Annotated in this window: 18 protein-coding genes; 9 read left to right on the plus strand and 9 right to left on the minus strand. The window is 67.6% G+C overall.

The annotated features are described in order from the left end of the window. Entirely contained in the window at positions 1–1,125 is a 1,125-nt protein-coding gene (locus ABD830_RS14160; protein WP_344987219.1) for an FAD-dependent oxidoreductase, read from the minus strand. 63 nt (positions 1,126–1,188) lie between these two features. On the opposite strand from ABD830_RS14160, the gene ABD830_RS14165 reads away from it, so the two are divergent. Next, entirely contained in the window at positions 1,189–1,641 is a 453-nt protein-coding gene (locus tag ABD830_RS14165; protein WP_344987220.1) for a MarR family winged helix-turn-helix transcriptional regulator, read from the plus strand. Between the two features lie 219 nt (positions 1,642–1,860). Continuing rightward, a complete protein-coding gene (locus ABD830_RS14170; RefSeq protein ID WP_344987221.1) occupies positions 1,861–3,645 on the plus strand; it encodes a sensor histidine kinase in 1,785 nt (594 codons plus the stop codon). Between the two features lie 55 nt (positions 3,646–3,700). Here the strand turns inward: ABD830_RS14170 and ABD830_RS14175 are convergent, their stop codons facing one another. Together ABD830_RS14175 and ABD830_RS14180 are read right to left on the minus strand one after the other, a co-directional pair. After that, positions 3,701–4,606: a sensor histidine kinase gene (locus tag ABD830_RS14175; protein ID WP_344987223.1), complete on the minus strand. Its 906-nt coding sequence runs from the start codon at positions 4,604–4,606 to the stop codon at positions 3,701–3,703. Between the two features lie 141 nt (positions 4,607–4,747). Then, positions 4,748–8,791 carry a HAMP domain-containing protein gene (locus tag ABD830_RS14180; protein WP_344987224.1) on the minus strand — a complete coding sequence of 1,348 codons (4,044 nt, stop codon included), beginning with the start codon at positions 8,789–8,791 and terminating at the stop codon, positions 4,748–4,750. Positions 8,792–9,072: 281 nt separating this feature from the next. On the opposite strand from ABD830_RS14180, the gene ABD830_RS14185 reads away from it, so the two are divergent. Further along, positions 9,073–11,961 (plus strand): helix-turn-helix transcriptional regulator, encoded by a 2,889-nt coding sequence (locus ABD830_RS14185; RefSeq protein ID WP_344987225.1) that lies wholly within the window; start codon positions 9,073–9,075, stop codon positions 11,959–11,961. A gap of 50 nt (positions 11,962–12,011) precedes the next feature. Here ABD830_RS14185 and ABD830_RS14190 read toward each other — a convergent pair whose 3' ends face one another. The 5 genes from ABD830_RS14190 to ABD830_RS14210 all read right to left on the minus strand — a co-directional run bounded on the left by ABD830_RS14190 (position 12,012) and on the right by ABD830_RS14210 (position 15,273). Then, complete coding sequence (locus ABD830_RS14190; RefSeq protein ID WP_344987226.1) at positions 12,012–12,929, minus strand: phosphotransferase; 918 nt, start codon at positions 12,927–12,929, stop codon at positions 12,012–12,014. 144 nt (positions 12,930–13,073) lie between these two features. Continuing rightward, complete coding sequence (locus ABD830_RS14195; protein WP_344987227.1) at positions 13,074–13,658, minus strand: dihydrofolate reductase family protein; 585 nt, start codon at positions 13,656–13,658, stop codon at positions 13,074–13,076. Between the two features lie 413 nt (positions 13,659–14,071). Beyond that, positions 14,072–14,464, minus strand: coding sequence for a type II toxin-antitoxin system VapC family toxin (locus tag ABD830_RS14200; protein WP_344987228.1), 393 nt, complete (start codon positions 14,462–14,464; stop codon positions 14,072–14,074). Further along, complete coding sequence (locus tag ABD830_RS14205; RefSeq protein WP_344987229.1) at positions 14,464–14,697, minus strand: hypothetical protein; 234 nt, start codon at positions 14,695–14,697, stop codon at positions 14,464–14,466. The genes ABD830_RS14200 and ABD830_RS14205 overlap by 1 nt, the downstream gene beginning before the upstream one ends. A gap of 93 nt (positions 14,698–14,790) precedes the next feature. Next, positions 14,791–15,273, minus strand: a complete 483-nt coding sequence (locus ABD830_RS14210; protein WP_344987230.1) for a hypothetical protein — start codon at positions 15,271–15,273, stop codon at positions 14,791–14,793. Positions 15,274–16,204: 931 nt separating this feature from the next. Here ABD830_RS14210 and ABD830_RS14215 point away from each other — a divergent pair. Both ABD830_RS14215 and ABD830_RS14220 read left to right on the plus strand, forming a co-directional pair. After that, on the plus strand, positions 16,205–16,525 hold the full coding sequence (locus ABD830_RS14215; RefSeq protein WP_344987232.1) for a hypothetical protein: 321 nt from the start codon (positions 16,205–16,207) through the stop codon (positions 16,523–16,525). After that, complete coding sequence (locus tag ABD830_RS14220) at positions 16,525–17,166, plus strand: nucleotidyl transferase AbiEii/AbiGii toxin family protein (RefSeq protein WP_344987233.1); 642 nt, start codon at positions 16,525–16,527, stop codon at positions 17,164–17,166. Before ABD830_RS14215 ends, ABD830_RS14220 begins: the two co-directional genes overlap by 1 nt. Positions 17,167–17,510: 344 nt before the next feature. On the opposite strand, the gene ABD830_RS14225 is transcribed toward ABD830_RS14220, so the two are convergent. After that, positions 17,511–18,521, minus strand: coding sequence for a LacI family DNA-binding transcriptional regulator (locus ABD830_RS14225; protein WP_344987235.1), 1,011 nt, complete (start codon positions 18,519–18,521; stop codon positions 17,511–17,513). Positions 18,522–18,703: 182 nt separating this feature from the next. Between ABD830_RS14225 and ABD830_RS14230 the strand changes: the two genes are divergently transcribed. The 4 genes from ABD830_RS14230 (at position 18,704) to efeU (ending at position 22,739) form a co-directional block, all read left to right on the plus strand. Continuing rightward, positions 18,704–19,990: an extracellular solute-binding protein gene (locus ABD830_RS14230; RefSeq protein ID WP_344987236.1), complete on the plus strand. Its 1,287-nt coding sequence runs from the start codon at positions 18,704–18,706 to the stop codon at positions 19,988–19,990. After that, entirely contained in the window at positions 19,987–20,946 is a 960-nt protein-coding gene (locus tag ABD830_RS14235) for a carbohydrate ABC transporter permease (RefSeq protein ID WP_344987238.1), read from the plus strand. The genes ABD830_RS14230 and ABD830_RS14235 overlap by 4 nt, the downstream gene beginning before the upstream one ends. Beyond that, entirely contained in the window at positions 20,943–21,785 is an 843-nt protein-coding gene (locus tag ABD830_RS14240) for a carbohydrate ABC transporter permease (RefSeq protein WP_344987239.1), read from the plus strand. Before ABD830_RS14235 ends, ABD830_RS14240 begins: the two co-directional genes overlap by 4 nt. A gap of 120 nt (positions 21,786–21,905) precedes the next feature. Then, positions 21,906–22,739 (plus strand): iron uptake transporter permease EfeU, encoded by an 834-nt coding sequence (gene efeU / locus ABD830_RS14245; protein ID WP_344987240.1) that lies wholly within the window; start codon positions 21,906–21,908, stop codon positions 22,737–22,739. Positions 22,740–22,749 lie beyond the last annotated feature (10 nt).

The raw sequence follows: 22,749 nt of genomic DNA on the forward strand, positions 1-22,749 counted from the left end.
TCACCCGGCGGCCGCGGTGAGGCGGTTGCTGAAGCGGGCGAGCATGGCGGTCTGGTACGTTTCCGGGACCAACCGAGCGATCAGCGGCGGGACCCGCCAGTTGGCGGGATTCCGCTTGGCCAGCCGGGAGACCAGGGAGATGTGCGGGTAGCGCGCCTTCTCATAGGCGCGCAGCCGTACCTCCGGATCGTCGCCATCCTCGGCGAGCTCGCGCCCGAGCACCCACGCGTCCTCGAGGGTCTGGTTGGCGCCCTGCCCCAGGGTGGGCGGCATGGTGTGGGCGGCGTCGCCGACCAGCGTGATGCGGCCCTCGCCCCAGACCTTGCGGACCTGGTTCCAGTGGTGGCCGAAGAACTCGAGATCGTCCTCGGTGGCGGCGGCGAGCACCTCGGGGACGGGCGAGGCCCAGTGCCCGAACCGGCGCCGCAGCTCGGCCAGCGGCGCGGCGGGCCGCGGGTCGCCGGGCGACCGGCGCACGTCGAACCACCACTGCAGCAAGCCCTTGCCGGCGGGCATGAGGCCGCAGGCGCCCTCCCGCCCGCTGATCATGAGGTGCCGGGTCGTGTCGGTGATGTCGATGTCGATGGGGCTCAGGCCCTGCCAGGTGCCGAAGGTGGCCGGTCGCACGGTGCCGTCGCCCCACAGGGTGCGCCGTACGACCGAGTGGTGGCCGTCGGCTCCGACGAGCACGTCGCCCGTGGCCGTCGACCCGTCGGCGAACGTCGCCGTGACCCGGCCGCCGTCCTGCGTGACGCTCCGGCAGGCCAGACCGTAGTGGACGATGTCGTCGGGCAGCCCCTCGGCCAGTCGTTCCAGCAGGTAACGGCGGGGAACCGCCTGGGTGGGGAAGCCGTACCGGTCGGTCGCGTGGGCGATGTCCATGCTGGTGCGCAGCCGGCCGCCGGAGGTCAGCGCGTCGATCCGGTCGATGCGGGCGCCGACGCCCTCCAGGCTGACGCCGAGATCGTCCAGTACGGCGTTGCCGTTGCTCCAGACGAGCAGCGCCTTGCCGCCCGTCCGCCGCGCCGGCGCCTGATCGTAGAGCCGCACCCGGTGACCGGCGGCCAGTAACCCGCGTGCGGCAGCCAGGCCGCCCACCCCGGCGCCTATGACGAGTATGTCCATTCTTTCCTCCAGATCGGAGTGTCTTCGATTCGAAGATACATCGCGGTGGAGTAGGTTGGGAAAGTGGCCGACAAGCGTCCGGAAGAGGGGATCTTCCGCGAGTTCCTGGTGGCGATCCTGCTGCACAACGAGGCGGTCGCCGACCGGCTCGGCCTGCAACCGGTCGACGTCGCCGCCACGATCCTGCTGGAGACGCGCGGACCCCTCGCCGTAGGAGCGATCTCCGAGGAGCTCGGGCTGCCGTCCGCCTCGACCACCCGGCTGATCGACAGGCTGGAGAAGGCCGGATACGTACGGCGGGTGCGTGGCGAGCGTGACCGGCGCATGGTCACGGTGGAGCTGGTCGAGGGCGGGATGGACGATTACGACGCGGCCTGCGCGGCGTCCAGGCGGCACCTTGACGCGCTGGCCGTGCATTACGGGGCGGAGCAGGTGCCGTTGCTGCTGGACATGTTCACCCGCGTCGCCCAGGCCTATCGATCGGCCACCGAGGAGCTGCGCCAGGACGAACGGTAGAGCCTCATCGGCGCTCAAGCCGGCTGGGGAAGAACGAAGCGGAGCGCAGCTTTAACGGGGATTTTGCCAGAATGAGGATCGCTATCTTCCCCGCCGTACGAATGACTTATGATAGAGCGCTTGACCTTTGCGGCACCTTTGTCCCTAATGAGTAGCCTAAAAACTATGGTGAAGCGCATAGAGTCGCTGTTGCTGCACCCGGTTCGGTTGTCCCTGCCCGTGGGCATTCTGGTCAGTGCATCGATCATCGCAGCCGAAACATTTTTGGGCTACTTTCTGTCGCGGCATATCCCGGCAAGCACCATGGGGCCGGTTTACGTTCTCGGCGTTCTTGCGGTGTCGTTCCTGTGCGGTCCGGTGCTGGGCGTTCTGACCGCCGTCGCCAGCGGCGTCATCCTCGACTACTTCCTGCTTCCTCCCGCCGACGCCTTTTCGGTATGGGGCTGGATACCGTTGGTCATCTTTCTCACGGTGGCGCTGCTGGTCGGCTGGGGCGCGGCATTGATGCGCTCTCTGGCTGTCGAGACCGAGGAGCGGCGCAGCGACGCCGACCTGGACGCACAGATCGCCAGGCTGCTGCTGCGCACCGAGCACCTGCGATCGGCGCTGCCGGTGGCCGCTCAGCAACTGGGCCGCGCCCTGGGCCTGCCCTTTCTCTCCATCGAGACGGCGACGGTGGCAGGCGACGGGCAGCACGTGGCGCTGCCGCTGACGGTCAGCGGCAACCGGCTCGGCACGCTCACCGTGCCGAAGGACCTCCCGGAGCGCATGACGCGCCGGCTGGACGAACGCGTGGTGCCCTCGCTGGAGGCGTTGCTGCATGCGGCCCACGAGCGGGAGGCCATCAGCCAGGCGCTGGAGGCGAGCCGCGACGAGCTGCGCCGGTTCGCCGAGGAGCAGGCGGCGCTGCGGCGCGTCGCCACGCTGGTGGCGCATGGAGTCCGGCCCTCGGAGATCTTCGATGCCGTCACGGGCGAAGTCGGCCACATCGTCAACGCCGACTTCGCGCTCCTCGAACGCTACGACCCCGGCCCCACGGTCGTGCTGGTCAGCGTCTGGGCCAAGGACGGCTGCGCCCAGATGCCGACGGCGGGGTCGAACTGGCCGCTGGAGAAGCACAGTATCGCCAGCCTCGTGACCTGCGCGGGGCACCCGGAACGGATAGATATCGATGAGAACATCGCCGGCCAGCTCGCGGACTGGTCCCGCGCCATAGGGGTCGTATCCGCCGTCGGCATCCCGATCACTGTCGAGGGTCAGCCGTGGGGGGTGATGATCGCGCTCTTCCGCGCCTTGGAGGCCGCCGAGCAGTCGGTGGAGGAACGCATGCTCGACTTCACCGAGTTGGTCGCGACCGCTCTGGCCAACGCACAGGCGCGCAACGAGCTCGCCGCCTCACGGGCGCGCGTGGTCGCCGCCTCCGACGAGGCGCGCCGCCAGATCGAGTGCGACCTGCACGACGGAGCCGAGCAGCGCCTGATGGAGGTCGGCCTCGCCCTTCGCACCGTGGCGGACCTGGTCCCGGAGGACCTGGTCGAGCTGCGGGAACGGCTTGAACATATCGGCGAAGGCACGGCGCTCGTCATCCAGGAGCTGCGGACGCTCTCTCCCGGCATCCATCCGGCCGTCTTGTCCAAGAGCGGTCTCGGGCCCGCGCTGACGATGCTCGCTCGCCACTCGGTCGTCCCGGTCGAGCTGGTCCTGGCCGTCGAGTGCCGACTGCCGGAGCGCATAGAGGCAGTCATTTATGACATCGTTTTCGAGGCGCTGACCAACGTGGCCAAGCATGCCCGCGCCTCCATCGTCTGCGTGGAACTGGACATGAAGGACACGAAGGTCCGGGTGGCGGTCCGCGACGACGGCATCGGCGGGGCCGTTCTCACCGACGGCGCAGGGCTCGTCGCGCTCAACGACCGGGTCCTGGCACTCGGCGGCACCTTTGAGATCGACAGCCCTGCCCGACAGGGCACCTTGCTCACCGCAGTGATCCCGTCAGGCCGATGACCGCCCCGTGAATGGGGGCCGCGCGCCCTCTACGGGCCTACGGGCCTACAGGTCTTCAGCGCGATCCATCTGCACGCTCATATGAGCGGGACTGTCCGGACAGCGCCAGGTGATCGGCCAGCGGGAGCCGGAGCACGAAGCGGGCTCCGCCGCTGGCGGACCTGCCCGCCTCGATGGTGCCGTGATGGCCATGGGCGATCTCACGCGCGATCGCCAGGCCGAGTCCGGTGCCGTTACGGTCGCGCTCCCACGAGGCGTCAAGCCGGACGAACCGCTCGAAGATCCGTTTTCTGTCCACCTCGGCGATCCCGTCACCGTCATCGGAGACGATCAGTTCGGCGCTGTTCCCGTTGCGGCTGACCTCGACCTCCACCTCGCGCATCGCATGCCGTTGGGCGTTGTCCAGCAGGTTGATGAGGACTCGTACGAGCTCGTTGCGGATACCCATGACGATCACCCCGGGAGCGAGCTTCAGCTTGGTGCCCAGCCGGTCCACCCGGCGGGAGGACTCCGAGGTCACCAGCTCCGCCAGGTCGATCGCCTCCGTCCTCCTGGCGCCGTTGCACCTGCTCTCGCCCCCCGTCGCCTCGATCCGTGACAGCAGGAGCAGGTCGGTGACGACCGCCTCCAGCCGGTCGACATCGGCCAGTGCCTGCTCGATGAGGTCGTCCATGCATGTCTGGCTTGGGTGCAGCTGCGCCTCCTCCAGCCGGACGCGCAACGCGGCGATGGGATTGCGCAGCTCATGCGAGACTTCGGAGGAGAACCGGCGCTGTCGCTGGAGCGCCTGCTCCAGCCGTCCCATACAACGAGTGACAGAGCGGGTGAGCCGGGTGACCTCGTCCTCGCCGGGAAACGTCAGGAGCTCGTCGTGCATGGGCCATTTGTTGGCGTCGCCGTCCGCGGTTCCCGGGGTGCCGAGCGCATCGACGTACTGGCGCAGCTTCATAAGGCGATCCATTGCGGGGCATCCTCATTTCGCCCAAGCGTTGCTGGCGGAGCTGAGCAATAGGTCCAGCTCAATTCTTCGTCGACACCCCGGCCCTGCACATCACACATCCGTGCAGGTCAGCAAGAGGATCCGTGGTGGTTCGCCGCACGGCTACCGTTCGGTGCCGTCCGTATCCAGCAGGTCACGGGCGACACTGAGCAGCAGGTTCACATCGGCCGGTTTATGCACGTACTCGTTGGCGCCGGCGGCGATCGCCCTCTCCCGCTCCCCGGCGATGACCTTGGCGGTGAGCGCGATGATCGGGAGATCGGCGTGACGGGGATCGCTACGGATCGTCCGCATGGCCTCGTAGCCGTCCATGACAGGCATCATGATGTCCATCAGGACGAGCGACACCTGCGGGTGGCGGGCGAGTGCCTCGATGCCCTCCTCGCCGTTCGAGGCGTGCAGCACCGACATCCCCGCCCGTCCGAGGACGTGGGTGAGTGCCGTGACCAGGCGCACATCGTCGTCGACGATGAGGACCTCGGCGCCCGACAGTACGTCCGTCGCGGGGCCGCTCTGCCGCTCGTCCGTTCGGTCCGGCAGCGCCGTACGGTCGGGCGTGAGCTCCTCGGGGACGGGCTTCGTCTGCGTGGGTGCGAACGTCGCCGCCTCTGTCTGGTCCGGAGGCTGTTCGCCCAGATCGTCCCGGAGTGGGGGGACCACGGGCACGTACAACGTGAACTTGCTGCCGCGGCCGAGCCCGCTCTCGACCACGATCTTGCCGCCGAGCAGACCGGCGAGCTCGCGGCTGATGGACAGGCCGAGACCGGTGCCGCTGGTGTGCCCGCCGGGCCCGTGCACCTGCTCGAACGCCTCGAAGATGGTGGTGAGTTTCTCGGGCGGGATGCCGATGCCGGTGTCCTCGACGGTGAAGGCGATGACGTCCTCGGCCGAGCCCAGAGACTCGTCGTCGATGTCGGCGCCTCGTTCCAGGCGCAGTTTGACATGGCCTTCGGAGGTGAACTTGAACGCGTTGGAGAGCAGGTTACGCAGGATCTGCTGGAGCCGCTGCCCGTCGGAGTAGAGATCGTGAGGCGCGTCCTCGGATACCTCGATGTCGAAGTCGAGCCCGTGCTCCGTGGCGATGGGCCGGAACGTGGTGTTCACGTAGTCGAGCAGCCTGGCCAGCGGAAGGTACTTCGGCCGGATGTCCATCCGGCCGGCCTCGACCTTCGACAGGTCGAGGATGTCGTTGATCAGCTGCAGCAGATCGGATCCCGACCAGTAGATGTTGTGCGCGAACTGCTCCTCTTCCGCGGAGAGGCGGCCCTCGGCGTTGTCCGACAGCAGCCGGGCGTAGATGAGCAGTGAGCTCAGCGGGGAGCGCAGCTCGTGCGACATGTTCGCCAGGAATTCCGACTTGTACTGCGAGGCGGACGACAGCAGTGCCGCCTTCTCCGCGAGCTGCTCGTTGGAGCGTTGCAACTCGGCCTGCTGCCTCTGCAGTTCCTTGGAGCGGTCCTGGAGCTGGGTCGTCAGCCGCTGCGACTCGCTGAGCAGCGCCTCCGTACGCGAGTTGGCGATGATGGTGTTGATCGCGACGCCGATGGTGTCGACGAACTGGTCGAAGAAGGCCAGGTGCACGTCGGAGAAGCGGCTGAACGACGCCAGCTCGATGACGCCGAGCACCTTGTCCTCGAAGGGGATCGGGATGATGACGACGCTCGTCGGCGTGCCCTCCCCGAGGCCCGAGCGGATCGTGATGTAGTCGGGCGGGGCATCCGCCACCAGGATGCGCTTCTTCTCCCGGACGGCCTGCTGCACGAGGCCGTGACCTGGCATTCCGGTGGTGTCGACGGTTCGCCCCTGCGAGCCGTAACCGGCGATGTAGGCGAGCCCCCTCCCGGGTCCGCCCTCGCAGTCCGTGTCGGCCAGGAAGAACGCGCCGTACTGCGCGTTGACCAGCGGGGTGAGCTCGCGCAGCACCAGGTCGGCGACCTCGGTGAGGTCGCGGTGGCCCTGCATCAGCCCGGCCAGGCGGGTGAGGTTGGACTCGAGCCAGTCCTTGGCTCGGGTGGTCTCCCGCAAGTTGGAGACCATCTGGTTGATGTTGTCCTTCAGCTCGGAGACCTCGCCCCGGGTCTCAACGGTGATGAGGCGGTCCATGTCACCCTGCGTGACGGCTGAGGTCACCTCGGCGATGGCGCGGACCTGGGTGGTGAGGTTGAGAGCGAGTTCGTTGACGTTGTCGGTGAGGTCCTTCCACACCCCGGACACGCCGCGGACCTGCGCCTGACCGCCCAGGTTGCCCTCGGTGCCGACCTCGCGCGCCACGCGCGTCACCTCGGAGGAGAACGACGACAACGTGTCCACCATCGTGTTGATCGTCGACTTCAGCTCCAGGATCTCCCCGCGCGCGTCAACGTCGATCTTCTTGCCCAGATCCCCCTGGGCGACGGCCGTGGCGACCTGAGCGATATTACGGACCTGGGAAGTGAGGTTGTCCGCCATGAAGTTGACGTTGTCGGTGAGGTCCTTCCACACCCCCGACACACCACGGACACGCGCCCGCCCGCCAAGCCGCCCGTCCGTGCCGACCTCACGCGCCACCCGGGTCACCTCGTCGGCGAACGCCGACAGCTGATCGACCATCGTGTTCACGGTGTTCTTCAACTGCAGAATCTCACCCTGAGCATCGACGGTGATCTGCTTGGACAAGTCGCCGTTGGCCACGGACGTGGTCACCTCAGCGATGTTGCGCACCTGGGTGGTGAGGTTGAGGGCGAGTTCGTTGACGTTGTCGGTGAGGTCCTTCCACACCCCGGACACGCCGCGGACCTGCGCCTGACCGCCCAGGTTGCCCTCGGTGCCGACCTCGCGCGCCACGCGCGTCACCTCGGAGGAGAACGACGACAACGTGTCCACCATCGTGTTGATCGTCGACTTCAGCTCCAGGATCTCCCCGCGCGCGTCAACGTCGATCTTCTTGCCCAGATCCCCCTGGGCGACGGCCGTGGCGACCTGAGCGATATTACGGACCTGGGAAGTGAGGTTGTCCGCCATGAAGTTGACGTTGTCGGTGAGGTCCTTCCACACCCCGGACACACCACGGACATGCGCCCGCCCGCCAAGCCGTCCGTCCGTGCCGACCTCACGCGCCACCCGGGTCACCTCGTCGGCGAACGCCGACAGCTGATCGACCATCGTGTTCACGGTGTTCTTCAACTGCAGAATCTCACCCTGAGCATCGACGGTGATCTGCTTGGACAAGTCGCCGTTGGCCACGGACGTGGTCACCTCAGCGATGTTGCGCACCTGGGTGGTGAGATTCAGGGCCATGAAGTTGACGTTGTCGGTGAGGTCCTTCCACACCCCGGACACGCCGCGGACCTGCGCCTGACCGCCCAGCTGTCCTTCCGTGCCGACCTCGCGCGCCACGCGGGTGACCTCGTCGGCGAAGGCCGACAGCTGATCGACCATCGTGTTGACGGTGAGCTTCAGCTCCAGCAGCTCACCCGTTGCCTCCACGGTCACCGACCGCGTCAGATCGCCACGGGCCACGGCCGTCGTCACCAGGGCGATGTCGCGCACCTGGGCGGTGAGCCTGCCGGCCATCGTGTTGACGGCCTCCGTCACGTCCCGCCAGCTGCCGGACAGCCCGTTCACCTTGGCGCGCCCGCCGAGGCGTCCTTCCGCGCCGACCTCGCGGGCCACCCGGGTGACCTCGCCCGTGAACAGTGACAGCTCGTCGACCATCTGGTTGACCGTCTCCCCGAGTCGGCGCAGGCTGCCGCAGAGCGGCCGGCTGTCGTCGTGCAGGTCCACCCGCTGGGTCAGGTCTCCCCCCGCGACCGCCTCGAGAACGCGCGTCGCGTTGGCGGTCGGAACGACCAGCACGTCGACAAGAGAGTTGGCCGCACCGACGGTCGCCGCCCAGGCGCCCTGGCCGGGGCTGGCGGACAGTCGCTCGTCGAGCCGGCCGTGACGTACGACCTCGCGGCGTACCCGGCTCAGCTCGTCCGCGAAGTGCAGATTGCGGTCGGCGATCTGGTTGAAGACGGCGGCGAGCTCGGCAGGCATGCCATCGTGGTCCGTCGGCAACCTGACGCGGAAGTCCCCGTCGCGCAGGGCCTCCATCGCCGCCAGCAGCGGGCGCAACTCGACCGAATGAATCGCATGGGAAGAAACCGTGGCGCGTTGGACACTCATCGACGTGCCCTCCTTCGTCGATGCCCGTCTGTGAAGTTATCCACGCTATACCAATATTTACGCCTTTTGCCGCCCTTTCCTATTACATGGGATTTAGATGGCATTCTTTGGCCTCGATCATCTTATTCCGGTCGATGTCCGGACCTTACCTATCCCACATTCATGCAATGTTTCCCTCTACGTTTCATATAGCGATGGTCGGTCCCCGCAGTCACGCGGCGGACGAAACCCGGGAAATGTTGCGCGCGCCCCTGGGTCCGTTGTCTGATGTGCATATGGGGGTGAATCGGGAGGAAAACTACCCACATATCGCGGACGCGGACCCCGAGGCATCGTTGTCCAGGCCCGGCTGGCGTGGCCGGGACCGTGAATGGCGCCCCGTCGCCGCTCTCCTGCGGGCCATCGAGACCGGCCGGGGCGCCATGGTGCTGGTCGAGGGCGGGTCGGGGATGGGCAAGACCCAGCTGCTCCACAAGGCCACCGAGGCCGCCGCGCGGGCCGACATCGCGGTCGCCCACGGCGCGGCCGACGAACTCGGGCGCCTGGCACCCCTGGCACCGCTGGCGACGGCGTTCGACGAGCCGGCGCTCACGTCGCTGGGCCCCACATCACCACCGGGGGTGCCGTGCGCCGAGGCGGCCGATCTTCGACTGTCGCTGGTGGAGCGGCTACGCGCCCTTCTGGAGGAACGGGTCGGGCAGGGCCCGATGTTGATCACTCTGGACGACCTGCACTGGGCCGATCCGACCACCCACCTGCTGCTCCGGTCACTGCTGCCCGAACTCGCCTCGTATCCGTTGGGGTGGATCCTGGCCCGCACCAGCGGGATCGGCGACCCCGGCGTGGAGGGGCTGTACGAACTGCTGGAGCGGGAGGGCGCCGACCGGGTCGTCCTCGGGCCGCTGGACGACCTGGCGGTGGCCGAGATCGCCGCCGACGCCTTCGGCGCGCCGCCCGGGCCGGACATCCTGCGGATGGCGGCAGAAGCGAAGGGTAACCCGTTCCTGCTCGTCGAGCTGCTGAGAATGTGCAAGCTCGATGGCGCGGTCGAGATCGCTGCGGGCAGCGCCCGGCTGACCTCGACGGCGCGCCTTCAGGTGAGCGCGCGAAGCCCTCTGGTGAGCCTGTCGGCGTCGACTCGGCAACTGCTCCAGGTGGCCGGGATCCTGGGCCGCTCGTTCTCCGTGGACGATCTCGCCGAGATGCTCGGCGAGCCGGTCGACGGACTGCTGCCGGGGCTCGCCGAGGCGGTCCGCGCGGGAATCATCGTGCCCGCGGTGGACCGGCTGACGTTCCGGCACGATCTCCTGTGGCAGGCCGTAACGGACATGATCTCCGATCCCGTGCGCACGGCACTGCAGCGACAGGCCGGATGCATGCTGCTGCAACGCGGCGCGGTCGTGCCCGCCGCCGCGCACTTCATGCGCTGCGCCAGGGTCGGCGACACGCGGGCTCTCGACGGGCTGGACCGGGCGGCACGTGCGGTGCTGCCCTACTCGCCGCCGTCGGCGGTGGATCTCGCCGTCCGGGCACTCGAGCTCACCGACCCGGCAGCTTCCGATCTCCTCGTCCGTACGGGGACGGCGGTGGAGGCGCTGACGGCCGCGGGACGGCTCGCCGAAGCGATCGAATGCGCGCGGATGGCACTGCGGCGAGCGCCGCCCGGACCGTGGACCGATCGCATGCGCTGTGAACTGACGTCCATCCTGCTGCAGAGCGGCCGCGCGGCCGAGGCCGTGGCCGAGGCCGAGGACCTGCTCGCGCAGCCCGATCTCGACGACGAGCTGCGCGGCATCACCGAGCTCGCGGTATTCCACGGCCTGCTGGGACTGCACGACTTCGGGCGCGGACGGGTGCGGGCGAACGCCGTACTCGCCGACCGAGCAGGGCACAAGGACACCGCGCTGGTCGGGGCGCTGCTGCTCAGCGCGCACATCGCCTGGGAGGAGGCACGCGCGGCCGACGCGTTCCGGGACGTCCACGAGGCCATCCGCATCGCGAGCACCGGATCCGTCGCCGCCCGGCGTGCCCACCCACGACTGTTCCTGGTCTCCTGCCTCTTCGGGGTGGGACGGCATGTGGAGGCCGAAAGGGTCATCCGCGCTGCCGCCGCGGATTTCGACGCCTATGGGCCGACCAGTCACATCGCCAGCCCGGCGTTCTTCAGAGCCTGCCTGTCGCTGGCCACCGGCCGCCCCGACGATGCCGCCGCAGAGGCCCAGGCGGGGTTGGAGGCCGCCGATGAGGTGGGCGCGTACGCGTACGCCTTGCTCGGGTTGGCCGTCCTGGCCATCGTCGAGTTGCGCCGCGGCAACGTGGAGGCGGCAGCGCAGCACATAGAGCGCATCGAGGCCAAGCAGCGGGCGGCGCACGGCCCCATGTACGGGTCCATGTGGAGCGCCTGGGCCGGCGCGCTGGTCGGTGAGGCCCAGCGCGGCCCGGAGCGGGCGATGGAAGCGCTCGACAGCTGCTACGCGGACATCAGGAAGCGGCGTTGGATGCTCATGCTCGAACCGAACGCCGCGGCCTGGATGACCCGTACCGCCCTGGCCGCCGGGCGCCGCTCGGCCGCCGCGAACACCGTGGAGACGGCCCGGCAGATCGCGCACGACAACCCCGGATTCCCCGCTCTGGCCGCCGCGGCCGCCCACGCGCACGGCATCCTCCAAGGGGACGCCACCGCGCTGGCCCAGGCCACGGCACACTACGGCGACCCGTGGGGCGCCGCCTCCGCGGCGGAGGACCTGGGAGCCCTGCTGATCGTCGGCGCTGCGGACGGGGTCTCCAGCGGCGACAGAAAGGCCGCCGTCGCCAGGTTCGACGAGGCAGCCGACGGCTACCTGAAGATCGGCGCACTGCGGGACGCGGCCCGGGCACGTGCCCGGCTGCGAGACCTGGGCGTACGCCGCCGCCACTGGACCTACGCGGACCGGCCCGGCACCGGATGGGACAGCCTCACCGACACCGAACGCAATGTCGCGACCCTCGTCGCCCAGGGACTCACCAATCGTCAGGTGGCCACCCAGATGTTCCTGTCCCCCCACACGGTCTCGTTCCACCTGCGCCAGGTCTTCCGCAAACTCGGCATCACCTCTCGGGTGGAACTGGCCCGCAACGCCGCCGAACAATCGCCTCAGGAGCCGGCGGCGAACACCGGCCCCCACGACTGATCGCGCTGCCCCGTTTCCGTCATGCACCTGGAGCCGCCGGATTCAAGCGATTACCACGGATAACGCGTGATGTCCACGGTGAGGAGATCCGCGAGGAAGGCCGCTTGCCGCGGATCGTCCCAGTCGCCGACCTCGCCCCCGTTGACGGCCGTCCACACTCCCCACTCCAGCAGCATGTACGTGAGAGCGGTCGGCCACAGCTCCCGCTCTCGCACCGTCAACCGCACGTGCCCGAGGCAGGCATCGCGGAAGGCGGCCCATTCCACCTCGTCGAACAGCCGCCCCGGACGACCTGGCAGGTCGTTGTGGAACAGCAGCACGGCCAGGGCCAGGTCGAGCAGCCTCGGCGCCCGTTCCCCGTTGTCGGGGTCGACCAGTACGGGTCCGGCCTGGTCGTACACGAGGTTGACGGCCTTGAAGTCCATGGTCACGTCAGCCACCGGCAGGTCGGCGTCGCGGATGGCCGGCAGCGTGGTCGCCATGAACGACCGCAGCAGCGGCTCGAACCGACCGAGCACCTCCTCGCGCAGGTCCGGCCTGTAGACCTTGAGTACCTTGTCGAGGCCCGTCACGTCCTCCTCGACCGACTCCTGGTCGTGATCAGGCCACTCGAAGCCGGGCAGACCGATTGAGCCTTCGGCGTCACCGACTGCATGCAGGCGCCCCAGCAGGTCGCCGGCGGCGCGTATGTCCGCCGGCGAGCCGTCGTAGGTGCGCCCGTCGATCCACGGATAGGCGACCCAGTCGTACCCGCCGATCCGATGTGGCCCGGCCAGCGGCGTCACCACCGGCACCCCGGAGGCCGCAAGGTGTCGCACCCACCTGCCCATGGCCTCGGGCGAGTGGGTGCGCTTGACGGCGACGGCCGCTCCGCCGATCACACCGCGGAATACGGGTGCGTAGCGGTATATCGAGTCCTGCGGCTCGATCCCGAACCGCCGGAACACCTCGGAGCAGTCGTCCGTCACAAGCTCCGACCGTAGCCGCGGCATAGGCATCTATTCGACGCATTTTTGGAGCACCACACATAGGTGACGCCGGCGAGCCGCAGATGGGCGTACAGCGCTTCAGCGCCGAGAAGGCGGAAATCGGAGACAGGTGCCCAAGAACTGTCAGCAGCGGTCGTAACGGGCGATGATGACGCCCTTCGTGGTCGTGACACTGCTGGTGAGGCGGTACTGGGTCAACGGCGCCGGTCCCTCGAACATCCGTGTGCCCGAGCCCAGGGTGAGCGGGTGCACCACCAACGTGTAATGGTCGATCAGACCGGCCGCGTGCAGGCTGCGCACCAGTGCTGCGCTGCCGACGATGCCCAGGTCGTTGCCGTCCTGCGCCTTCAGGTCTGCGACCGTCCGCGTCGCGTCGCCACGCAGCAGCACCGAGTTCTGCCAGGCACTCACGTCGTCGAGCGAGGCTGAGGCGACGTACTTGGTGACGGCGTTCAAACGGGTGGTGTACGGGTTGCCGTCCTCGCGGTGCGCCCACGCGGTGATGAAGTCCTGCCAGGTGCGGCGGCCGAGCAGCATGTCGCCGGTACGGCTCATGCCCTTGGCCATCTCCTGAGCCAAGACCTCGTCCTGGTGCCAGGTCCCCCAGCCACCGTGCGTGAAGCCTCCGCGGGTGTCCTCATCAGGATGACCCAGGCCCTGCACGACGCCATCCAGGCTGATGTTCATGGTGACGGTGATCGAGCGCACCGGAATGTCTCCTCCGATTCTGCGGGCCGCCCCTGTGACGGCCCGATCACCCCCTACACGAGCGCAGGTCGCCCGAATCGACATCGTCGAACGGCAAATTCTTGCTTTCTGTCTCACCCGCTCCGGCACTGCGGAAAGGTACTCACGGATCGGCGGCAAAGACACGCTCAGAAGCGGTGCAGCTCACCCCGACTCAGACCCTCGACAGCGATGTGCGACTTGAGTACTGAGCGAGCCCAGGCACAACCGCGCGGCGGCGCTGCATGAGAATGCGCCCTGCGTCGTCCACTGTGACGGCGCCACAGGTGGGATTCGGAACGGCCGGGCTATTGGCGCCGCTTTGCTCGCGCGACGTCTCAGGTATCCGCGGCCAGGCACCCTGTCTCAGGGTATCCCAGCGGTGGAGAGATGTCTCAGACAGGCATGTTGATGGTCAGTCCGGCTGTCTGGGCAGCATCGGCCAGTCGTTTGTCGTACGTGACAAATGAAGTGAGCCGGGAGCGGATGCGGAGAGCAGTTGCCAGATGGATAGCGTCCAGGCCACGTACGGTCACGGGTTTCACAGTCTGGGCCAGGATGCGAATGCCGGCGTCCAGTTCCACCAGCTCGATCAGGTCGAGGACCAGGTGATGTCGGGCGACGGCTTCTGGGGCGTAGCGTGCCAGGGCCCGTGAAGACTCGATCTCCAGCAAAACCGAACTCGTCCATCCGGTCTCTGCCCGTTCGTCGAGCCAGTCGCGCAATGCCTGCGACTCGGCCTCGGCGTGGACGAGTTTCACGACGGCGGCCGAGTCGAGATAGATCATCAGCGTTCGTCCTCGCGGCTGTGGGCGATCTCCGCGGCGATGTCGATGCCGTCAGGTTCGCCGAGCGGCATACGCAGGACAGCGCGCCGCATAGCGGCAGCGCGCTCCTTGCGGAGGGCAGCTTCCAGCACGGCTTGGCGGATAGCCGCCGAGCGTGAGCTGCCGTCATGGGTGAGAATATCCAGGGCGTGCTCAGTCTCCGAGTCGCTGCGGATGGTGATGGTGTCAGCCATGCAGCCACTGTAAGACGCTCTGTCTTACGAGGCAAGCCCTGGCCCGCCTTCCCTCCGCGCCTGCGAAAACGAGAGCCGGCCGTAAGCACACGCTCACTCCCTCGCCGACGGTGCTCGTTTGCGCAATGCGGTCGCGATGACGAGCGCTGCCGCGGCGAGCAGGTGCCACTGAATCCGTGGGATCGCCGTCGCAAGGCGATCATTGATCGAGAAGATGAGAGCCATCAGGAACCCTTCGAAGGCGGCGAGGACCAGGAGCGCGCTGGCGACCAGTGCGGCAAGGCTCCGCATCCGATCCGTCAGCACGGTGCTCGCCGCTGCGACCAGGGCGATGAGCACGAGCAGCACCCCGTCCACCTCGGCCTTGCATGACCACCCCCAGGGTTGCTTCCACAGCAACTCCATGGACTGCGTGTAGGCGAACCATCCGGAGGAGACGGGCTCGCCGTTCACCAGAGACAGTCGGCCGATCGTCCACGCGGACGCCACCATGGCCAACCCCCAGAAGACAGCTACCGGTCGTGCTCGATAGAGAGGCGAACGTGCGGTCAGGAGCAGCGTGATGACGGCCACCACGTAACAAGCCATCGCCGACCAGGGCTCAGCGAAGGGAAGGAGCTGGCCTGCCCCCGGATGGCGGGCCTCGGGCGGAAACAAGATCGAGAACAGCCGGAGCGCGACGACGCTGCAGATCACCGTAACCCCGAGGGCTGTGGTCCGGCGCGAGGCGGTCAGCAGGAGGCCGGCCAGTACCGCGGGCAACAGGAGCTCGGCCCAAGACAGCAGTTGCCCCCATGGGCCGACCGACAGCAGGAAGGGGCCGGCACCGGTGACTCCATTGCAGACTCCGATGGTCAGCTCTGCTGCACTGATCTTGGACGTCTTCAGGATGACCGGCGCGGAGGCGGCCAGACCGCCGCGACGCGGAAGACGCTGATGTGGAGGCGCATCTCCGCCCGTGGTGCCTGCGCCACGGATCCTCCGTTTGCTTACTCAAGGGTAGGCCGACGCGGGCGACAGTAACGCATCAAGATCATGGTTCCGCAACAGCGACGACAGCAGCCCTGCCCCAACTCCTCTTCTCCTCGGACCCATCGTGACCAGGGCCGCCGGATGAAGACTCAATCAACGGTGGCGCCAGAACATCGGGGGGCCGAGCCAAGCGAGGCCCCCTCCGGGCGGGCTCCAGCAGGTCAAGCCGGTAATCGGGTCACGGGTGGGCGATGGCGCCGTAAGGCGCGGGGGTTGCGCCGTCAGGCGCCCGAATGAGAACGCCTGAGCCCCTTGGCGCGAAGCGCCCCCTGGCGAAGACCTTTGGCTCGGGGCGGGGGTCAGCAAGCCCACCACCCGGATGGGGCGTTGTCCCTTGGGTTCCTGATAGCGGCTGTGTCCTCCCCTGCTGGAGCTCATTGGCAATAGAGATCCATGGCCCTCCGTAGTCGTTGTTAGCGCATCCGTTAGCAAGATCGACCTGCGCATTAGGACTCGGATGGGTCACACTGGTGACATGGAGGCCAGGGGATACGGAGCAGTCCGCCCTTACATCGTGCCCGAGACGTTGGAGGAACTCGCCGGGCCCATCACGGGTGTCGTCTCACTTCCCCATCACCTCGACTGGGGGCCAAAGCGCACCTATGACCTGGACCAGGTTGCCGATGCGCGGCTGATGTACATGCGTGTGATCCGGGAGAGCGCCACGCCTGACGACCTACGGCGTTTCCTGAACTCCTCACTCCTGCGGCGCCTCTGGCCGGAGTTGATCCTGCCTCCGCGGGTTCGTGTCCTGTGGCTGGACCGGTTCCCCGAACTGCAGCGCCGAGCCGCTTAATGGACGAATTCCACCGTCGCCTGGCCAGCATTGCTCTGGCAGCATCCGCGGATCACGGCTTCGCCCTGGCAGGCGGCTACGCAGTACAGGCCTATGGTGTACTCCAACGGCCGAGCGAGGACATCGATCTGTTCACCTCCAGCCTCCGCGGTGACTTCGCCGAGGGGGTCAGGAAAATACGAGAGGCTTATACGGTTCAAGGCTTCACCGTCAAAGTAGATCTTGATGGTCCTCAGTTCGTACGACTCGGCGTTTCCGATCCTGCGATCGGCCGGACCAGCAAGGTCGAATTGGCAACCGACCTGCGGTCTCATCCGCCCGTCACCATGGAGATCGGTCCGGTTGTGCACCTCGATGACGTTGCGGGGGGCAAGGTTGAGGCGCTGTTCACCCGGGCGGAAGTCCGTGATTTCATCGACGTGGACGCGTTGATTACCAGCAATCGGTTCACCCGGGACCAGTTGCTTAACCTTGCCGCATCCCGTGACCTCGGCTTCGACCGCGCCATGTTCGCACAAATGCTGTCCGCTCTGGAGCTCTACCCGGACAGCGAGTTTCTCGCCTACGGGCTGAAAGAAGCCGAAGTGCGCAAGCTTCGCACCCGTTTCAATGAGTGGCGCACCGATCTGTCTCGAGACTAGCTCCTGTCATGCACTGCGATGCTGGCTGAGGCCGGAACTCGAAGGTCTCTGCCGGCGTCCGCCGGTTCAGGGGTATTAGCCGGCCCACAGGTGGGGGCCTCTGACGAGCGCAGCGAGCGGGGTTTTGGTGGGCGCCAGCAGGTTAGCCCGGTAAACGGGTCGCGGGTGCGCGACGGCGCCGTAAGGCGCGGGGGTTGCGCCGTCGGGCGCCCGAATGAGAACGCCTGAGCCCCTTGGCGCGAAGCGCCCCCTGGCGAAGACCTTTGGCTCGGGGCGGGGGTCCAGCAGGTTGACCACCCAGATGGGCGACGGGTGGGTGAGCCTTGGCCCACCTACCCGGCCCCTTACTCGTACCGGGCCGTGCTGTCCCGGACGATCAGCTCCGTGGCCAGTTCCACGCGTTTGGTCTCCGGCGCCTCTCCCCGGCCCATCGCCAGCACCGTACGCGTGGCCAGCGCCGCCATCTCCTGCAGTGGCTGGCGTACCGTCGTCAAGGGTGGCCAGGCCGACTTCGACAGGGGCAGGTCGTCGAAGCCCACCACGCTCAGATCCTCCGGCACGCGAAGCCCCCGCTGGCGGGCGGCCTCGAACACGCCGAACGCCATCAGGTCGCTGCCCGCGAAGATGGCCGTCGGGGGCTGCTCCAGCGAGAGGAGCGCGTGGCCCTCGTCGTGGCCGGACTCCACCAGGAACGTGCCGCGCCGGATCAGCTCGGGCGCGATCGGCACCCCCGCCGTCTCCAGGGCCGCCCGGTAGCCGTCCACCCTGGCCTGGCTGCAGAGCATGTCGGTCGGGCCGCTGATCATGCCGATCCGGCGGTGGCCGAGCTCCAGCAGGTGGCGGGTCGCGGCCAGGCCGCCGTTCCAGTTGGTGGCCCCCACCGAGACGACGCCCGGGGCGGGCTCGCCCTCCGGGTCCACCACCGCGAACGGCAGTGAGCGCGCGCTGAGCTGGGCCTGGATGCCCGTGGACAGGCGGGAGGCGACGATGACCACGCCGTCGGTCCTGCGGGCGGCCAGGCGTTCGAGCCAGTCGCGACCCGGGCCCGCATGGGTGTGCAGGACGGAGATGACCACGCTGGCCCCCGCCTCGTGGGCCGCGCCCTCCGCGCCGCGCACGATCTCCATGGCCCACGGCGACTCGATCTCGGCGAACACCAGGTCGACCAGGCCCGCCGGGGTGTCGTCCTGGCTGATGCGCCGCTGGTAACCGTGCTCCTGCAGGAGTCGTTCGACTCGATGGCGGGTCGCCGGAGCGACCTCTGGACGTCCGTTGATGACCTTGGACACCGTCGGGATGGAGACTCCGGCCTCCTCCGCGATCAGTGCGATCGTCACCCGCCGCTTCGCTGACACGTTCGGGAGTTTAGCCGAAAGTTTCGGTTTGGGATCGCTCCCACCCGAGGTGTTGACGCTTTCCACGCCACCTCCTTACGATCCAGGCAGCGAAATTATCGGGGTAGTTACGAAACTTTCTTCCGGCGAAGCTCACACCTGTGAACGAGCGCCGGGCCACTTCTGAGGAAGGGACCCCCCGAATGAAACGCAGTCTGGTGTTGATCGCGACCGCAGTGCTCTTAGCCGGCTGCAGCAGTGGCGGCGGCAAGGGCACCAGTACGGCTCCTCCGCAGGGCGGCTCGCCGGCCAAGGTCTCGCTCGAATGGTGGCACCTGTCGACCGCCGAGCCGCTCAAGACGCTCTGGGCACAGCGGGCCAAGGAGTACATGGCCAAGCACCCCAACGTCACCATCAAGGCCACGGTCCTGGAGAACGACGCGTACAAGGCCAAGCTCACCACGATCACGCAGTCGGGCAAGGCGCCCGACATCTTCGCGACCTGGGGTGGCGGCGTGCTCAAGCAGCAGATCGAGGCGGGGCTGGTCAAGGACATCTCCGCCGACGTCGCCGGCGTCCTGCCCACCTTCACGCCGGCGGCGCTGAGCGCGTACCAGTTCGACGGCAAGACGTACGGGCTGCCGACCGACATCGGCATGGTCGGCTTCTGGTACAACAAGAAACTCTTCACCACGGCGGGCATCACCCAGCCGCCCGCCACGTGGTCGGCGTATCTCGAGGACGTCAAGAAGCTCAAGGCGGCGGGCATCACGCCGATCGCGCTGGCCGGCAAGGAGAAGTGGCCGGGCCACTACTACTGGGCCTACCTCGCCATGCGCATCGCCGGCCTGGACGCGCTCAAGCAGGCGGCCACCGACCACGACTTCACCAAGCCCGACTTCATCGCCGCCGGGCAGCAGGTCAAGGCGCTGGCGGACCTGCAGCCGTTCCAGAAGGGCTTCCTCGGCGCGGCGTACTCCACCCCCGACGGCCAGTCCGCCACGGTCTCGAACGGCAAGGCCGCCATGGAGCTGATGGGCCAGTGGGCGCCCGCCGTGCAGAAGGACAACGGCAAGGGGCTCGGCGCCGACCTCGGCTTCTTCCCCTTCCCCGCGGTCGAGGGCGGCAAGGGCTCGATCAATGACGCGTTCGGCGGTGGCGGCGGCCTGGCCGTGGGCGCGGACGCCCCCGCGGAGGCCGTGGACTTCGTCAGGTTCATGACCGAGATGGGCAACCACTCCAAGGCCGTGGAGGCCGGCGGCGTGCTGCCGGTGCTCAAGGGTGAGGAGAGCGCGGTCAAGGACCCCAACCTCAAGCAGGTCGCGACCCTGCTCGCCTCGGCCGGCGGCTACCAGCTCTACCTGGACCAGGCCTACCCGCCCGCCGTCGGCCAGCAGGTCAACGACAGCGTGGCCGAGCTCATCGCCGGTACGAAGACGCCGGAGGAAGTGGGCAAGGCCATCACCGAAGTGGCCAAGAGCGAAGGATGACGACACTCATCACAGGGCCGGAGGCGGTTAAGCTTCCGGCCCCCGCCCCTGCTGCCAGGGGGCGCGGCCGCTGGGTGACCATCGCCCTGTTCCTGCTGCCCGCCCTGGTCCTCTTCCTGCTCCTTGTCGTCGCGCCCATCCTGGTGGCGTTCTACGCCAGCGCGTTCAGGTGGAACGGGTTCGGCGGCCTGCCGACCAACTTCATCGGCCTGGACAACTTCACCCGGCTGTTCAAGACCGAGATCTTCGCCCAGGACCTGTGGCACCTGCTGGTCCTCATGCTTTTCTCGATCGTCGTCCAGCTGCCGTTCTCGCTGGCCATCGCGATGCTGCTGAACCAGCGCATCCGCGGGCGGGCGCTCTACCGAGTGGTGTTCTTCGCGCCGTACGTGCTCTCTGAGGTCATCACCGGCGTGCTGTTCTCGCTGATCCTCTCGCCAGGGTCGGGCCTGGCGAACCACATCCTGTCGGTGTTCGGGATCGAGTCGGAGTGGCTGGCCGACCCCGCCACCGTGATGCCGTCCCTGTTCCTCGTCATGACGTGGAAATATTTCGGCTTCCACATGATGATCTATCTCGCCGGGCGGCAGAACATCCCGAACGAGCTCATCGAGGCGGCCCAGATCGACGGCGCCACGAGCTGGAAGACGTTCCGGCACATCACGCTGCCACTGCTCGGGCCGACGATCCGGATCAGCGTCTTCCTGTCCGTCATCTACACCATCCAGCTCTTCGACCTGGTCTGGATCCTCACCCAGGGCGGCCCTTCGCACTCCTCCGAGACGATGGCCGTCACCATGATGGACTGGGGCTTCAAGCGCTCCCAGGTCGGCTACGCCAGCGCCATCAGCGTCGTGATGTTCCTGCTCAGTCTCGTCTTCGCGCTCGTCTACCAGCGTCTCGTGATGCGCCGCGACCTGGCGGGCGCGACCACCTCGATGGGAGGCCGCCGATGATCCGCCGCAAGAAGCCCACGCCGCGGCGGAACACCCTGCCGCTGCACGTGGTCGCGTGGATCGTCGGCGCGTTCGTCATCGTCCCGGTGATCTACGCGGTGATCGGCGGGTTCAAGCCCACGAGCGAGCTCTCGCAGAACCCGCTCGGGCTGCCGAGAACGTGGATGACGGCCAACTACACCGACGTGCTCGGCTCGGGCTCGTTCTGGCTGCAAATGTGGAACAGCACGTTCATCGCGGTGCTGACGACCGTGCTGACCGTCGGGGTGTCGGCGCTGGCGGGGTTCGTCTTCGCCCGGTTCGCCTTCCGCGGCAGGGAGCTGTTCTTCACGTTGTTCACGGCCGGGCTGATGTTCCCGTTCGCGGTGGCCATCCTGCCGATCTTCGTGCTGCTGCGCTCGTTCGGCCTGCTGGGCAACCCGTTCGGCGTGATCCTCACGCAGGCGGCGTTCGGCCTGCCCTTGACGATCATCATTCTGCGCGGTTTCTTCCGCAGCATCCCGGGCGAGATCGAGGAGGCGGCCACCATCGACGGCTGCAGCCCGTTCGGGTTCTTCTGGCGGATCCTGCTGCCGATGGCCAGGCCCGCCGTCGCCACCGTCTCGGTCCTCGCGCTCGTGGGCAGCTGGAACCAGTTCATGCTGCCGCTCGTGGTCTTCAACGAGGAGTCGAGCTGGACACTGCCGCTGGGCATCCAGCAGTTCCAGGGCCAGTACGCCTCCGACACCGCCCGCATCCTGGCCTACCTCGTGCTGGCCATGCTGCCCGCGCTCGGGTTCTACGCCGTCGCGGAACGTCACCTGGTCGGCGGCCTCACCGCGGGCGCGACGAAGGGATGACCTCGCTCGAAACGTGATACCCCGCACACTGTCGCTTCCAGCTCTTGCGCTAGGTATGCTTCGCCTGCCCTAATTTAGGTAAGGCTTTCCTCAGCAAATCATCAGCTACCGGGAGTGACGGTGTTCGCCAGTTACCTCATCGGACTGCGCGAAGGTCTCGAGGCGACACTCGTCGTCTCGGTCCTGGTCGCATTCCTCGTCAAAAGCGACCGGAAGGACAAGCTCCCGCAGGTCTGGACGGGAGTGGGTGCGGCCGTCGCGCTGTCCGTGGGGTTCGGGGCGCTGCTGACGTTCACCGCGGCGAACCTCGGACACACCGGGCAGGAACTGTTCGACGCCATCACCTCGCTGCTCGCCGTCGTGTTCGTCACGTGGATGATCTTCTGGATGCGGCGGGCGGCCCGCGCGCTCTCCGGCGAGCTGCGCGGCAAGCTCTCCGAGGCGCTGGAGATGGGCTCGTTCGCGGTCGTCGTGATGGCGTTCCTCGCCGTCGCCCGTGAGGGGCTCGAGACGGCCATCCTCTTCTTCGCCTCCGTGCAGGGTGCCACCGCCTCGCCGGACCCGCTGATCGGCATCAGCCTGGGGCTGCTCACCTCCGTACTCCTCGGATGGGGCCTCTACCGCAGCGCCGTGAAGATCAACCTCACCAAGTTCTTCACCTGGACGGGGCTGCTGCTGATCCTGGTGGCCGCGGGCATCTTCAAGTACGGGGTGCACGACCTCCAGGAGGCGAACCTCCTGCCGGGCCTGAGCACGTACGCCTTCGACATCAGCTCCGTCCTGCCCCCCACGTCCTGGTACGGCGCGCTGCTGTCAGGCATGCTGAACATCACGCCGCAGCCCAGCGTCGCCGAGGTCATCGCCTGGGTCTGCTATCTCGTGCCCACACTCTTCTTCTTCCTGCGCGACTCGCGAGTGAAGACCACGCCGACGCCCGCCTCCTCCGCGGTCTGAACAGGAGCAT

Origin of the sequence: Nonomuraea helvata (assembly GCF_039535785.1) — a bacterium.
Lineage (GTDB): Bacteria > Actinomycetota > Actinomycetes > Streptosporangiales > Streptosporangiaceae > Nonomuraea > Nonomuraea helvata.